At 46.7% G+C, this 15,744-nt stretch carries 12 protein-coding genes; 9 read left to right on the forward strand and 3 right to left on the reverse strand.

The annotated features are described in order from the left end of the window. Window positions 1-12: 12 nt before the first annotated feature. Complete coding sequence (locus KN811_RS14045; protein ID WP_187966486.1) at window positions 13-1,587, forward strand: SusD/RagB family nutrient-binding outer membrane lipoprotein; 1,575 nt, start codon at window positions 13-15, stop codon at window positions 1,585-1,587. 158 nt (window positions 1,588-1,745) lie between these two features. Beyond that, window positions 1,746-4,292, forward strand: a complete 2,547-nt coding sequence (locus KN811_RS14050; RefSeq protein WP_187966487.1) for a phosphocholine-specific phospholipase C — start codon at window positions 1,746-1,748, stop codon at window positions 4,290-4,292. 168 nt (window positions 4,293-4,460) lie between these two features. On the opposite strand, the gene KN811_RS14055 is transcribed toward KN811_RS14050, so the two are convergent. Further along, window positions 4,461-5,729 (reverse strand): UDP-N-acetylmuramoyl-tripeptide--D-alanyl-D-alanine ligase, encoded by a 1,269-nt coding sequence (locus KN811_RS14055; protein WP_345725303.1) that lies wholly within the window; start codon window positions 5,727-5,729, stop codon window positions 4,461-4,463. Between the two features lie 104 nt (window positions 5,730-5,833). After that, window positions 5,834-7,498: a gliding motility lipoprotein GldJ gene (gene gldJ / locus KN811_RS14060; RefSeq protein WP_187967415.1), complete on the reverse strand. Its 1,665-nt coding sequence runs from the start codon at window positions 7,496-7,498 to the stop codon at window positions 5,834-5,836. Between the two features lie 499 nt (window positions 7,499-7,997). Here gldJ and porV point away from each other — a divergent pair, with 499 nt between their 5' ends. From porV to KN811_RS14090, 6 genes are all read left to right on the forward strand, one after another. Next, window positions 7,998-9,158, forward strand: a complete 1,161-nt coding sequence (gene porV / locus KN811_RS14065; RefSeq protein WP_187967416.1) for a type IX secretion system outer membrane channel protein PorV — start codon at window positions 7,998-8,000, stop codon at window positions 9,156-9,158. 4 nt (window positions 9,159-9,162) lie between these two features. After that, window positions 9,163-9,645, forward strand: a complete 483-nt coding sequence (cdd, locus tag KN811_RS14070) for a cytidine deaminase (RefSeq protein ID WP_187967417.1) — start codon at window positions 9,163-9,165, stop codon at window positions 9,643-9,645. Window positions 9,646-10,084: 439 nt separating this feature from the next. After that, window positions 10,085-11,083 (forward strand): pyruvate dehydrogenase (acetyl-transferring) E1 component subunit alpha, encoded by a 999-nt coding sequence (gene pdhA, locus KN811_RS14075; protein ID WP_187967418.1) that lies wholly within the window; start codon window positions 10,085-10,087, stop codon window positions 11,081-11,083. A gap of 5 nt (window positions 11,084-11,088) precedes the next feature. Further along, window positions 11,089-12,738 carry a pyruvate dehydrogenase complex dihydrolipoamide acetyltransferase gene (locus KN811_RS14080; protein WP_187967419.1) on the forward strand — a complete coding sequence of 550 codons (1,650 nt, stop codon included), beginning with the start codon at window positions 11,089-11,091 and terminating at the stop codon, window positions 12,736-12,738. A 99-nt stretch (window positions 12,739-12,837) separates the two neighbouring features. Next, on the forward strand, window positions 12,838-13,812 hold the full coding sequence (locus KN811_RS14085; RefSeq protein ID WP_187967420.1) for a M28 family metallopeptidase: 975 nt from the start codon (window positions 12,838-12,840) through the stop codon (window positions 13,810-13,812). 129 nt (window positions 13,813-13,941) lie between these two features. After that, on the forward strand, window positions 13,942-14,622 hold the full coding sequence (locus KN811_RS14090) for an SDR family NAD(P)-dependent oxidoreductase (protein ID WP_187967421.1): 681 nt from the start codon (window positions 13,942-13,944) through the stop codon (window positions 14,620-14,622). Here KN811_RS14090 and KN811_RS14095 read toward each other — a convergent pair. Continuing rightward, window positions 14,612-15,034, reverse strand: coding sequence for a lipocalin/fatty acid-binding family protein (locus KN811_RS14095; protein ID WP_187967422.1), 423 nt, complete (start codon window positions 15,032-15,034; stop codon window positions 14,612-14,614). The two genes, KN811_RS14090 and KN811_RS14095, sit on opposite strands and share 11 nt — an antisense overlap. A 103-nt stretch (window positions 15,035-15,137) precedes the next feature. Between KN811_RS14095 and KN811_RS14100 the strand changes: the two genes are divergently transcribed. Next, entirely contained in the window at window positions 15,138-15,740 is a 603-nt protein-coding gene (locus KN811_RS14100) for a SprT-like domain-containing protein (RefSeq protein WP_187967423.1), read from the forward strand. The last annotated feature ends 4 nt before the right edge of the window (window positions 15,741-15,744 follow it).

The following is a 15,744-nucleotide window of genomic DNA, read 5'->3' on the forward strand; positions in this document are numbered from 1 at the left end:
AAAAATAAACAGATGAAAAGTTTATATATAAAATCCGTAGTAACAAGTCTGGTCCTGTTGCTTACCTTTGCTGCATGTACGGACTTTGACGAATTGAACACCAACCCGGACGGAATTACATCTGCCAACCCTGAAACACTGGCAGCGGGGCTTATTTTAGGAATCACCAGGAATGATATCAATACGGAGAAATCATTTATGGCATTGCACATGATCAGTAAGTATATCCTTTGGAGCGAATTTCCCCAAAGTGAACAATACAATGATTTTGGGCGTACAAGTTTTGTAAACATGACCAGGCTGATCGATGCGGATAAAATGGTTGAATTTGCCGAATCGACTGAGGGTCTGGATGAGGGTATTGTAAATTCTTATCGGGCACTGAGACATTTTATGAGGGCCTATACCCTTTTTGACCTTACAATGAGGGTAGGCGATATTCCATATAGCGATGCACTTAAAGGAGAGGCCGAAGCTAACCTCAGGCCAGGGTATGATACGCAAAAAGAAGTGTTTCTCGGCATTCTGGACGAATTGGACGAAGCGAACCGGCTCTTTACTTCCGGAGCTCCTTTTGACGGGGATATGATCTATGGCGGAGACCCGGTAAAATGGCAGAAAATGGTCAATTCCTTTGCTTTGAAGGTGTTGATCAATCTGTACAAAAAGACAGGAGATGGTGACCTCCGGGTAAAGGAACGGTTCAATGAGATTGCGAATAACCGTTCTGTGATGGAAGGTAATGAAGATAACTTCAGTTTGAAATTCGAAAATGCTGCCGGGCAAATGTATCCTTTTCACGAACTGGGAAATCAATTTGTAATTTACCCCCTGGTATCGGATATCCTGATAGACAAGTTAAAGGAATTGGAAGATTACAGGTTGTTTTACTACACTGAGCCTTCGCCGGTTCAGGTAGAGAACGGACTGGATATTTCGGATTATGAGGCCTATAAGGGCGTAGCCCCATCAATGCCGTATTCCGAAATGCAAGGCATACATGCTTCCAAAGATTATTCGGATATCAACAAACGGTATAAAGAAGTGCCGAAAGGAGAGCCTGTGTTTTTACTGAGCTATGCCCAGGTGCAGTTTATCCTGGCTGAAGCTGCAGTGCGGGGATGGATATCCGGCGATGCGGAAACCTATTATAGGGAAGGGATCAGGGCATCGATGTACCTGGTTGCCGACAATACACCCGGTAATCCCAATTCCGAAGAGCCTCCCTTTCATCATAATAGGGTTATGGACAAAGACTATATAGATAATTATTATGCCAATACTCCGACAGTACAGTTGGCAGTCTCTACAGAAGAGCAATTGGAACAGATCATTACACAGAAATTCCTTTGTACCTTTCTGCAGTCGCCCCTGGAACCTTATTTTGAAAACAGGAGAACGGGATACCCGCATTTTCCGATAAACCCGGAAACCAATGAAAATGTGCCGGCAGATAAATTGCCTGTGCGTTGGCTGTATCCTCAGGATGAGCTGAATTATAACAGCGAAAATGTCAACGAAGCGATCGACCGCCAGTACAACGGCAATGACAACGTCAACGAACTGATGTGGATATTAAAGGATTAAATGAGTTCGGAGTTTTGGAGTTTTGGAGTTGAAAAAGATTGTTTTTCTCCCCTTGAGGGGATAACTTGTCCCGACGGCAAGTCGGGATGCCGAAGGCAGAGGGGTGTAACTCCTCAACCCCAGAACTCCCCAACTCCAAAACTCCCCAACTATAATAAATGGATACAAGAAGAGATTTTTTAAAAAAAGCGGCCATGCTCACCGGAGGTATGGGCGTGTCGATGGCCTTTCCGCCTTCCATTCAGAAAGCACTGGCCATAAATCCTGATGAAGGCAGTACTTTTTACGATGCTGAGCACGTGGTGCTGCTTATGCAGGAAAACCGTTCTTTCGACCATTGTTTCGGGACGCTCCGGGGCGTAAGAGGATATAACGACCCCAGGGCGATCACCCTGCCCGACCAGAATCCCGTCTGGTTGCAAAGTGATAAAAAAGGCCGTACTTATGCCCCTTTTCGCCTGAATATGAGGGAGACCAAAGCTACCTGGATGGGCGATCTGCCCCATTCCTGGGAAAATCAGGTCGACGCCCGTAATGACGGTAAATACGATAAATGGCTGGAAGCAAAGCGCACCGGACGAAAAGCTTATCAGGATATCCCTTTTACCCTGGGGTATTACAACCGGGAAGACATTCCTTTCAATTATGCCTTTGCTGATGCCTTTACTGTATTCGATCAGCATTTTTGTTCGGCACTGACCGGAACTACGACCAACAGACATTTTTTTTGGACGGGAACCTGTCGGGCATCTCCCGGGGCGGAACCCAAGGTCCGGAACTCAGAGGTATATTATAATAAAGAGGCCCAATGGAAAACTTTCCCCGAGCGACTGGAAGAAAACGGGGTTTCCTGGAAGGTCTATCAAAATGAAATAAGCCTGCGGACCGGATTGGAAGGGGAGGACGAGTCGCTCCTGGGCAATTTTACGGACAATAACCTGGAATGGTTTTCCCAGTTCAATGTGCGTTTCAGTGAAGGGCACCAGAGATTCCTTAAAAAAAGGCTTGCCGAACTGCCTTCGGAGATCAAAGAGCTGGAAACAAAGATCGGCAAACTGCCCAAAGCACAGGGGCAGAAACTGCAAAACAAACTGGAGCAGAAAAAGAACCAGCTTCAGAAAATAAAGGAAGAACTGGAAGTGTGGAACCCGGATAATTTTGAAAAACTTTCGGAATTTCATAAAAACCTTCACAAAAAGGCCTTTACCACAAATATAAACGATCCGTACTATCACGAAACCGAGACTATAACCTATTTGGATAATGGTGAAGAACGAGCCATAAAAGTACCCAAAGGAGATATATTGCATCAGTTCAGGCAGGATGTGAACAACGGGGAGCTCCCGGCGGTATCATGGCTGGCGGCACCACAGAAGTTTTCAGACCATCCCAGCGCACCCTGGTATGGTGCCTGGTACGTATCGGAAGTACTGGACATCCTTACTAAAAATCCCGAGGTGTGGAAAAAGACCGTATTTATCCTTACTTACGATGAAAATGACGGCTATTTTGATCATGTTCCTCCTTTTGTAGCTCCCAACCCGGAACACCGGAATGCTTTTTCTGAGGGGCTCCATCCTGCGCAGGAATACGTAACCCTTGAAGAAGAATTGAAAAAAGAAGGCATGAAACCGGAAAATGCCAGGGAAAGCCCGGCAGGTCTCGGATACCGTGTACCCATGGTCATAGCCTCGCCCTGGACGCGGGGTGGCTGGGTCAACTCTGAGGTGTGTGATATTACTTCCACACTGATGTTTATGGAAACGTGGCTTGGCAAAAAAACAGGAAAAAAGATCAAGGAGGCCAATATCAGCAACTGGCGCCGTACCATATGCAGCGACCTGACCTCGGCATTCCGGCCGTATGACGCTTCGGCTTTTGACTATCCGGAATTTGTGGACAGGAATCAACTGATGCAGGAGGTTTATAATGCGGGTTTTAAGGAGGTCCCCGATAACTTTAAATCTTTATCAGGAATGGAAATTGAACAGGCAAGGACAAACGCTGACGTTCCTTTTCTGCCCCGGCAGGAACCAGGAATAAAGGACTCCTGTGCGTTGCCTTACGAGCTTTATGTGAACGGTTTGCTGAGCAAAGACAGAAAGACATTCGATATTTCCTTAAAGGCCGCAGATCACATTTTTGGGAAGGATGCGGCCGGGGCTTCCTTCAATGTCTATGCCCCCGGGAAATATTTACAGAAAAACAGCGATGGGAGCCAGGCATTCGAAGCCGTGAAGACATGGCCTTATGCCGTAAGCCCGGGAGATACCCTTCAGGACACCTGGCCACTGGACCACTTTGAAGACGGCAATTATCATCTGAGGGTTTACGGGCCCAACGGTTTTTACCGGGAATTTTCGGGAAATGCTGATGACCCCGGGGTGGAAATAAGCTGTAATTACGAAAAAACCGGAAGATTTATAAAAAAACTATCAGGAAATGCAGCCCTGGAGATCACGAATCGCTCCGGCAGGGATATCCGGGTGACGGTCACTGATAATGCATATAAAACCCCGGAAAGCAAACGGGATATTAAAAAAGGTAGTTCGGAGATCATCGTAATACCTACGGATAAAAGCCACGGCTGGTATGACTTTTCGGTAGAAATAGAGGGCGGATCTGCGTTTGGCAGACGATATGCAGGAAGAGTAGAGACCGGAAAACACGCTAAGACCGACCCGTTTATGGGAGGAGTGGTTTAATAAAAGCCGAAGGCTGTATTAAGAGTATTCTTAACTGAGGAGACACCTCCCTTGCCCCCCTCAAGGGGGGTATTTTATCATTTTTAAGAGAATTGATCTCCCCCCTTGAGGGGGGCAGGGGGGGTGTCCTACCCCAAAAAACCAATCCCTAACTCCAAGACTCCCCAACTACAAAACCTCCAGCACCCGCTCCAACGCCATTCCCCTGGATCCCTTGATGAGTAAGGTCTTGTTTTTCAGCTTGTTTTTCAGAAGGTAGGCTTTCAGCTCTTCAAAGGTTCGGAATTTATGGTGGTCGGAACGGGTTTTAAAAAAATGTTCCCCGACCAGGATCGCATTGCCGGCAGGCAGTTCTGAGACCTGGTCTGCGATGTGCTGGTGCTCGGTATCCGCCTCATCACCCAGTTCGAACATATCACCCAGGATAACTGTTTTGTCGGGATAGGGCAGGGCTGCAAAGTTTTCCAGGGCCAGTTTCATGCTGCTGGGATTGGCATTATACGCATCCAGGATGATCCTGTTGCCGTTTTTTTCCACGATCTGCGACCGGTTGTTGGCCGGGACATAGCTTTCTATGGCGGTTTTGATCTCGTCATCGGGAATATCGAAATAGCTTCCTATGGTCACGGCTGCTGCAATGTTATTGAAGTTATAGCGGCCAATAAGGTGGGAGTTGATGTCGATATCGTTCATCTTTAGCGATACAAACGGTCCGGCACCGGTAAATTCCACAAAAACATCAGCATTCCCACGGGTATCATAACCGAATTTACGGGAGTAGTTTTCCAGTTTTTGTTGTTGAATGGAATCTTCTGCATTGTAAAAGACGAGTTTTTCGCGTTGCATCAGATGCTCGTAGAGTTCGCTTTTTCCTTTGATCACCCCTTCAAAACCACCGAAGCCTTCCAGGTGTGCCTTGCCGAAATTGGTGATATACCCGTAGTCGGGTTGTGTTATGGCACAGAGGTTACCGATCTCCCGGAGGTGATTGGCCCCCATTTCCACAATACCTATCTGAGTGGTATGATCCATGTCCAGGAGCGTGAGCGGAACACCGATATGATTGTTGAGGTTTCCACGGGTGGCTACGGTATGGAATTTCCGGGAGAGCACGGCATGGATCAATTCCTTGGTAGTGGTTTTTCCGTTACTTCCGGTGAGGGCCACTACGGGGAGTTCGAGTTGTTTCCGGTGGTGCAGGGCCAGTTGTTGTAGTGTGTGCAGGGCATCATTGACAAGGATGGTCTTTGCTCCCGTGTGGTATTCCTTTTCGTCGATCACTGCATAAGACGCTCCTTTTTCCAGGGCTTTTGCGGCAAAGGCATTACCGTTGAAATGATCTCCCTTCAGGGCAAAAAAAAGGTCTCCTTTTTCGAGTTTTCGGGTGTCGGTGCAAACCTTGTTGCAAGACCGGTATATCCCGTAAAGCATTTCCATATCCATACGGTAAAAATATAAAAAAAGCCCTGACACCGACGCCAGGACTTTCAAGATATTTCACAAATATACTTTGTACTTAATACTTAGTACTTCATACTTTTTTAACCTCTGGGCCTTTTTCTCTTTTTCTTGATCTTGGAGCCTACCCTGGACATGGCACAACGGAACCCGATATAGTCCGTAGCCATATACTGAGCCATAAATCTTCGTTGTGCGGGATCAAGCCAATAGGCACGGTCCCTCCATGAGCCGCCTTTGTAGACCCTTACATCATCGCCTATCATTGTGGTTCTGCGGTTGGATCTGTCGTATTCGCGGATCATATTTCCGGCAGAATCCCTTTCGATCTTATGTTGAGGGGAATTGTACATCTTATGGGTGTTGCTTTCGGTTGTTGCTTCATCCCCGTCATAAAACCTGTCAAAATACCTGGAAGAACTGGAATCACCATCGCGGTAATTTCTGTTGTCACTCGTGGAAAAATTGGGCCTCAGATAGGCATCTTCTTCCGTGATAGGAGTTGTAACCACACTTCCCGGCAGATTCCTGGCAATGATCTTCCCGTTGGGCAGCGTGTCATATACTACTTCATCCGGATTTAAGACCTCTACGGTTCCGTCGTCGTTGATGGCGGTCTTGGTGTAAACATTTCCTCTGTAATAGTTAAAGTCATTGGCTTCGTCATCAACGATCGGACGATAAACGTCAGCGACCCATTCGGCTACGTTCCCGGCCATATCGTAAAGACCAAAGTCGTTCGGCGGATAGGATTTTACAGCTGTGGTGATATCGGCGCCGTCGTCAGACCATCCGGCAATACCACCGTAGTCTCCTCTTCCCTGCTTAAAATTGGCGAGCTGGTCGCCCTTGGCTGATTTTTTGCTGGACCGGGTGTATTCTCCGTCCCAGGGATATTTTTTTCTTCCTCTGACATTGTTATACTCCCTGTTGCCCACGATCGCAATAGCTGCATATTCCCATTCGGCTTCTGTGGGGAGCCTGTAACCGGGGAGGATCACCCCGCTGGTCAGTTTTGCATATACGTTTGTGCTGTCTTCCTCTTTTTTTCTTCTACCCTGAAGGCTGTCAACATTGCCGCCGTAAGCCGCCCGGGGATTCATCAGGTAGGTCCCTGTGCTGAATGTTCCACCTACTTCGCCGGCTATGACCTTGTTTTTGGTACCTTCGGTAATGAACCCTTCCTTTTCCAGTTGCAGTTCGTTAACCCGGTCTGTACGCCATTCACTGAACTGCACGGCCTGGACCCAGTTGATACCTACCACAGGATACTCTGCGTATGCAGGGTGGCGGAGGTAATTGTTGGTCATGACCTCGTTGTTGCCCAGTCGGTTTCTCCATACCATGGTATCCGGCAGGGCTCCGGAGTATATGTTTTCATACATAGGAGTGCCCGGAGGGAATACTTTTTTTAACCAGTCCAGGTATTCCAGGTACATCAGGTTGGTTACCTCGGTTTCGTCCATATAGAAGGACTGTATGTGCTGTTGTGTGGGAGTGTTGTTCCAGTCGTGCATAATATCGTCCTGTACTTTTCCCATCGTAAAAGTACCTCCTTCTATAAATACCAGGCCCGGAGCGGTTTCCTGTTCTTTAAAATTAGTGTTGTATTCAAAGCCTCCTTCTCCGTCATTGATTTTCCATCCGGTGGCTCTTGATGTATTTTTATAATCGTTAGAGTTTTTACATCCCGTAAGTCCGCCGGCAAGCGCCAAGAATAAAACCAATAATTTAAAATTAATCTTCATATAAAAAAGATTTGAGTTGTCTGAAAAAAATATTCGTGCAATATAATAATTAACGATATATTTTTACTTTTTGAATCGAAATTTCTTTTAAAAATCAACTGTGCTGAGACACTTGTTATAACGTTTAAAGCGTCTTATTATTATGTTTTGGGAAAAATACTTTGCAGTGTGTTCCGTGAAGAACAGAACAATGCGGAATGCAGGGTATGAAAGTGCCGGGAGTAATAGAGCCGGGATAATGTGGGTTAACCGGAAAAGCCGGGGAATACTAAGATGATAACGGTAAAGGGAAATAGCACAAGATATTTTGAGAAAAAACGTTAACGAAGGGAAGGCCGGGGAGTGATTGGGTATTTGGGTGTTGGAAGTTGCAAGTTGAAGGTTACAGGTTTGGTTCTGTATAAATCGCAACTTCAAACCTTGAGCCTATAACCTGCAACCTGAAACTTGTATAACTATAATTATAGAGTATATTTGTTACAAATCTACCAATCTGAGCATGAAAAAAATAGGTATGCTTATTGCTATTGCATTATCGGCAATGTCCAGGCCGGTATATGCCCAGGATAACAATTATCGTCCCATAAACCCTGCCCTGCCGTTCCTTCTCGTTGCTGCGGATGCAAGGGCTTCGGGTATGGCAGATATGGGAGTGGCTACTTCTCCCGATGCTTTTTCACAACAGTGGAACCCGGCCAAATATGTCTTTTCCGAAAAGCAGTATGGGGTGGGGGTGAGTTATACACCCTATTTGAGAGAACTGGTGAACGACATAGGTCTTTTGAACCTCAATTTTTACAAACGGGTCAATGAAAGGAGTGCTTTTGCCTTTAGTTTGCGATACTATGGCCTGGGCGGTTTTGAGTTTAGGCAGACGGCGGTAGATCAGGCACGTGAGGTCAAACCCAATGAAATAGCCCTCGATGGTTCTTATTCCCTGAAGCTAAGCGAGCAGTTTTCCATGGCTGTGGCCGGAAGATACCTGAGGTCCGATCTGAGGCTTACCGAGGTTGAAGGAGCTACGGACGCAAAGGCTGCAAATTCTTTTGCCGTAGATATTGCAGGGTATTACCAGTCGCCCGAAATCGCTTATGCCGATTTTAACGGACGCTGGAGGGGAGGTTTTAATATTTCCAATGTCGGTCCGAAGATCAGTTACAGCAACGATGATACCCAGGAAGAATTTCTTCCTGCCAATCTGAAACTCGGAGGCGCGTTCGATTTTATATTTGATGCGGATAACAGGCTGATGACCGCGGTGGAATTTAACAAACTGTTGGTGCCGACTCCCAGTGATTCTAATGGGGACGGGGTAGTGAATACGGAAGATGCTTATTACAATAAGGGCTTCGTAAGTGGCATTTTTAACTCATTTGGCGATGCTCCGGGTGGTTTTAGCGAAGAGCTGAAGGAAGTTACCTGGGCGCTGGGCCTGGAATATATGTACCAGGAGGCTTTTGCCCTGCGAACGGGATATTTTAACGAAAGTAACGATAAGGGTGCTAAAAAATTCTTTTCTCTTGGTGCCGGCTTCCGGTACAACGCTACAACGATCGACATATCCTATCTTTTTTCAACCTCCAGGGTAGAAAACCCCCTGGAAAATACCCTCAGGTTCTCGCTGCGGTTTAACTTCGGGGACGACTTTAAGGAATTTTAAATAAATGAAAGAATTAGAAATTACATCCAGGTTTGTGGTCTATGAAAATATAGACGAGCTGCCCGGGGAGATCCGGGGCCTGATGCAGAAAGCGATAGAGGCGAGAAAAAATGCATATGCCCCCTATTCGAAATTTAAGGTTGGTGCGGCCCTGTGGCTGGAGAATGGAGAAATAGTCATCGGGAACAACCAGGAAAATGCATCCTATCCTTCCGGCTTGTGTGCAGAACGCGTAGCCGTCTATCAGGCAGGGGCTAAATATCCGGAAGTTAAGATCAATGCCCTGGCCATTTCCGCTGCTTCCGACAATCGTACGGTGCTGACACCCATACCCCCCTGCGGTGCCTGCCGGCAAAGCCTGGCCGAGTATGAAGTGAAGCAGGAAGAACCGATAGCACTTTACTTTATGGGAGAGACCGGAAAGATCGTAAAAGCACCTTCCGTCAAAGACCTCCTGCCCCTTTTGTTCGATAAATCCAATTTGTAGGAGTTGATGAGTTATGGAGTTTGGAGTTCTGGAGTTGAAAAGATTATTTTTCTCCCCTTGAGGGGAGATGCCGAAGGCAGAGGGGGGTAACTCCCCAACTCCAAAACTCTCCGACTCCAGGGCCCCGAACTCCAATCACTCCTGATTTAACAAAAAAGCCAAATAAAACTATCCTTTTAGTTTTTTCACTTTTGTTTAAAATATTACTTTTGTAATTCGCAATTTAAAAGTGCCCTTTCTCATAAAACCAAGGGGAGCGACATCAATTTTAAAGACTAATTAAGCTATTTGATGAAACGAACACGGGTTTTCAGGGCTGTCAGACGTTTTCTGTGTGCAGCTAAAGTAGATCCGTGTGCGGGCAAAGCGGTTTCATATATGCTACATCCCGATGAATATCGGGATTGTGTATTTTGGTACGCGTAAAAAAATTAAACACATGAAAAAGGTTACAAAAGAGGTGTACCTGAAGTGGTACGAAGACATGCTGTTCTGGAGAAAGTTCGAAGATAAGCTGGCAGCAGTTTATATCCAACAGAAAGTAAGGGGATTTCTACACTTATATAACGGACAGGAAGCTGTACTCGCCGGATCACTCCATGCGATGGATCTGTCCAAAGACAAAATGATAACGGCATACAGGAACCACGTTCAGCCTATCGGTATGGGAGTGGACCCGAAAAGAGTGATGGCCGAACTCTACGGAAAAAGTACAGGTACTTCTCAGGGACTGGGAGGTTCCATGCACATCTTCTCCAAAGAAAAAGGATTTTTCGGCGGTCACGGTATCGTTGGAGGGCAGATCCCTCTCGGTGCCGGGATGGCATTTGCCGACAAGTACTTTAAAAGAGAGGCCGTAACCCTTTGTTATATGGGAGACGGGGCCGTAAGGCAGGGGTCACTTCACGAAGCCTTTAACCTGGCCATGCTGTGGCAGCTCCCGGTGGTGTTTGTCTGTGAAAACAACGGATATGCCATGGGTACTTCCGTTGCCAGGACCGCACACACCACAGATATCTATAAACTCGGACTGGGATACGAAATGCCCTGCGGTGCCGTAGACGGAATGAATCCCGTAAAAGTTGCAGAAGCCATGGATGAAGCCATTCAAAGGGCCAGAAGCGGAGGAGGTCCCACTTTCCTCGAAATGAAGACCTACCGTTACAGGGGGCATTCCATGAGTGATGCGCAGCATTACAGGACCAAAGAAGAGGTGGAAGAATACAAGAAAATAGACCCTATCACCCAGGTGCTGGACGTTATCAAAGAGAAAAAATACGCTACGGACGAAGAAATAGAAGCAATAGGCAAACGGGTGAAAGATAAGGTGAAAGAGTGCGAAAAATTTGCTGAAGAATCACCATATCCGGAGAAGAACGTGATGTACGATGTGGTGTATGCCCAGGAAGATTATCCGTTTTTACCTCATAAATTATAGTTCTTATGGCTGAAGTAATTAACATGCCGAGATTAAGCGACACCATGGAAGAAGGTGTGGTGGCAAAATGGTTGAAAAAAGTAGGAGATAAAATAGAAGAAGGCGATATCCTGGCTGAAATAGAGACCGACAAGGCTACGATGGAATTCGAATCGTTCTATTCCGGGACCCTGTTGCATATTGGTATACAGGAAGGCGAAGGAGCACCCGTGGATTCCCTGCTGGCTATCGTAGGCGAAGAAGGTGAAGACATATCCGCCCTGCTGAACGGAAAAGGTGGACCGGAAGAAAAAGCATCTGCTCCGGCAGAAACGCAGGATTCTGCGTCTCAAACAGGAAATGACGCACCTGCAACCGGTGAAATACCCGAAGGTGTAGAAGTAGTTTCCATGCCGCGCCTCAGCGATACCATGGAAGAAGGTACCGTAGCCAGCTGGCTGAAAAAAGTTGGCGATAAGGTTGAAGAAGGTGATATTCTGGCTGAAATAGAGACCGATAAGGCTACGATGGAGTTTGAATCGTTCTATTCCGGAACCCTGTTGCATATTGGTATACAGGAAGGAGAGTCTGCTCCGGTAGATGAGGTCCTCGCTATCATAGGCCCAGAAGGAACAGATGTAGATGCTGTTCTTAAGGCCGTTGCCGGAGGAGGTGCCAAAAAAGAATCCGCCCCGGTAGAGGCACAGGGCCCTGCGTCTCAAACAGAAAATGCTGAACCTGCATCAGAAGGAAATGCCGGTCAGGCACAAACTGCCACCGGAGGCCGTATATTTGCATCACCCCTGGCTAAAAAGATGGCCGAAGAAAAAGGTATTGACCTTTCCCAGGTAAAGGGAACAGGAGAAAACGGAAGGATCGTAAAGAAAGATATAGAAAATTATACTCCGGTCGTTGCCGCACAGCCTGCACAGGCAGAAACCAAAGGGGCGGAAGCCCCTGCTGCGAAGGTTATGCCGTTCGTGCCTGCCGGAGAGGAAAGTTCTGAAGAAGTGAAGAATTCGCAGATGCGCAAAACCATTGCCAAGCGTCTTGCAGAATCGAAATTCACCGCACCGCATTACTACCTCACTATTGAAGTCGATATGGATAACGCCATAGCTTCAAGAGGGCAGATCAACGCACTGCCCGATACCAAAGTGTCTTTCAACGATATGGTAGTGAAGGCCTGTGCCATGGCTCTGAAAAAACACCCGCAGGTAAATACCTCCTGGAAGGGAGATACTACACAGTACAATCATCATGTACACGTAGGTGTGGCTGTGGCAGTCGATGAAGGACTGGTAGTTCCCGTACTGCGTTTCACAGATCAGATGAGCCTTACGCAGATCGGCACGCAGGTGAAGGATCTTGCAGGGAAAGCCAGGAACAAAAAACTCACGCCACAGGAAATGGAAGGCAGTACCTTTACGGTATCCAACCTGGGGATGTTCGGTATACAGGAATTTACTTCGATCATAAATCAGCCCAATTCGGCTATTCTTTCCGTAGGAGGTATCGTGCAGAAGCCCGTGGTTAAGAACGGAGAGATCGTAGTGGGCAATACCATGAAGGTAACCCTGGCCTGTGACCATCGTACAGTAGATGGGGCTACAGGAGCACAATTCCTGCAAACGCTGCAACACTACCTAGAAAACCCGGTGACCATGCTGGCATAGTCCTGGCGGTTAAAATAAATCACAATCCCGTATCTTCGATTATAAGGTACGGGATTTTTTATATATTTTAGCCATTACAACTTTAAAATCACGTTCCGTATGAGTATAAAAAAACATGTTTATTCAGTGATATTCTTCTGCGGCATCCTGTCCGGATTGAACGCGCAGGAGCAACAGGATACAGGAACCGCCGTTGAGCCTTATGCGGTAAATGCGGAAGATGTCCGGCAGACCGTAGAGTTTCTGGCTTCCGATGACCTGGAAGGAAGGGATACGGGAAGTCCCGGCATTGAAAAAGCGGCACAGTACATAGAAAAGAGCTTTGCCGAAAACTGGATAAAACCATATTTTGCTTCCTACCGGGACACGCTCGATAATTTTAAAGAACCCGCTTATAATATGGTGGGATATATCGAAGGCAATGACCCGGAACTGAAGGATGAATTTATCCTCATAGGAGCTCATTATGACCACATAGGAATACAGGAACAGGGAGAAGGCGACGATGTTATAGCCAACGGTGCCAATGACAATGCCTCCGGGACTGCGGCCGTACTGGAGCTTGCAAAATACTTCGGGAAATCCCGTTCCAACAAAAGAAGCCTGTTGTTCGTGCTGTTCTCTGCCGAAGAAAAAGGGCTTTTGGGCTCAAGGCATCTGGCCAGGGAATTGAGAAAGACAAAAATGGACCTCTATACCGTAGTGAATTTTGAAATGATCGGTGTGCCCATGACAGCCGACTATACGGCATACCTCACCGGGTTTGAAGATACCAACATGGCCGAAAAGATGAACGAATATGCCGGGAAGGAGCTCATCGGCTTTTTGCCGAAAGCCGGGGAATTCCAGTTGTTCAAAAGATCTGATAACTACCCTTTTTTCGTAGAGTTCAGCGTACCTTCGCAAACCGTTTGTACTTTCGATTTTACTAATTTCGAGCACTACCACAAGGTAGGTGACGAAGCCACTTTGATGGACATGGAACACATGGCCTCCTTTGTCTCGGAAATGATACCCGTTATGGAAAAAATGGCCAATGCAGGGACGAAGGAGATTAAATTTGTAACGGAATAGGCCTAATACGGTTACAGGTCAATTAACCTGTCACCCCGAACACGGTGAGGGGGCTCCGGTAAAGACATCCCAACTGCAATCTATATGATATAGATCTCACATCTAAAATCTGAAATCTAAAACCCGTCCATGAAAAATATCATTATCACCGGAACGAGCCGGGGAATAGGGCTGGAACTGGCAAAGATCTGTGCCGATGCAGGCCACAGGGTGCTTGCCCTGTCCAGGAACGATAAACCGGTTTCTGAACAGGGACATCCCAACATCACTGCTTTTCCTTTTGATCTTTGCAATGAAAGCGATCTGAAAAAACTGGACACTTTTATATCCGAAACATGGGGGAGGGTGGACATTTTAATAAACAATGCAGGCAAACTGGTAAACAAGCCGTTTATGGAGATCTCTCCACAGGAATTTGAAGAAGTATACCGGGTCAATGTCTTTGGGGTGGCAGAGATGATCAGGAGAGTTATTCCCCATATGCCGAAGGAAGGCCATGTCGTAACGATCAGCAGTATGGGAGGCGTACAGGGCAGTGTAAAGTTTCCCGGCCTTGCCGCATACAGTTCGTCCAAGGGAGCGGTGATTACCCTTACGGAATTGCTGGCTGAAGAGTACAAAGAAACAGGCCCTTCTTTTAATGTGCTGGCACTGGGGGCCGTACAGACCGAAATGCTGGAAGAGGCTTTTCCGGGCTATAAAGCGCCGCTATCTGCTACGGAGATGGCGTCCTATATTTTTGATTTTGCCCTTAGCGGGAATCATTATTACAACGGAAAGTTGTTGCAGGTGTCTAATTCTACTCCGTAGAAGCTGTTTTTTTAAATTTCTGAGCACACCCTTCTACGCAAATATATTTTATGATCAGGTTATTATTGTCCATTTCGAAATAAATGTTAGAGTGTTGCTGCTCGGTACAATCATTTGGTGTAATGATGCTGTCTGTCAATGAGTATACGCCTGTACCTCGTTTACCAGCATCTGCCCGGATAGTGAAAGTACAGAGCTTTCCGTTGGAAGTTATGGTTTTGTCCGCATGAAAGGTAACAGTTTTGTCGCTGTTAACAGGTTGAAAAGATCCGCTTCCATTTCCAGGGTCTGCCAAATATTCTATTAGCTTCCAGGAACCGACAAGTTCCGCGTCTTCGGGATCATTGTCGCCGGAACATGAAAAGAGCAGAAACAAGGAAAAAACGAAAATGTTGTTGCGGTGCTTTTTCATAATAAATGGATTGGTGAGGTTTCATATAAAATGATGATTTGTATTATGGAAGGTTGCGTAAGGGCTGGGTGATTTTAAACCTATAAAATGTTATTTTGTTTTAATGCGCGAAATTTTACAGAAATATCTTCCGGAAAGAGCCGTAGATCCCTGTTTCCAGCTGATCAGGGAAAACGGGGTATATTTAAAGATCGTTAACGAAAGGGTCACCCGTCATGGCGATTACAGGCGGTTGCCGGATGGGATGCACCAGATCACCGTCAATGCCAGTCTCAATAAGTATAAGTTCCTTATTACCCTGGTACACGAAATAGCCCACCTGGTAGCTTTCCGGGAATACGGCGGGAAGATCAAGCCTCACGGAAGGGAATGGAAATCGGTCTTTCGGAAACTGATGCTGCCATTCCTCAACCCGGCGGTTTTTCCGGATAGCCTGTTGCCCCTGCTGGCGAGGCATTTCCGGAACCCGAGGGCCAGCAGCGATACCGATGCCGCCCTGGCACTGGCTTTGAAGCAATTCGACCCGGATAACGATAAAAACTATATCTTTGAATTGCCCCATGGAAGTCTCTTCCGTATATATAACGGAAAAGTTTTCAGAAAAGGCCATAAGAAAATAAAACGGTACGAATGTGTGGAAGTGCATTCCGGAAGAGTTTACCTGTTTAATCCCAATGCGGAAGTAGAGTTGCTCCCGGGAGCGTAACGGC

Source organism: Sinomicrobium weinanense, assembly GCF_018863395.1.
GTDB lineage: Bacteria > Bacteroidota > Bacteroidia > Flavobacteriales > Flavobacteriaceae > Sinomicrobium > Sinomicrobium weinanense.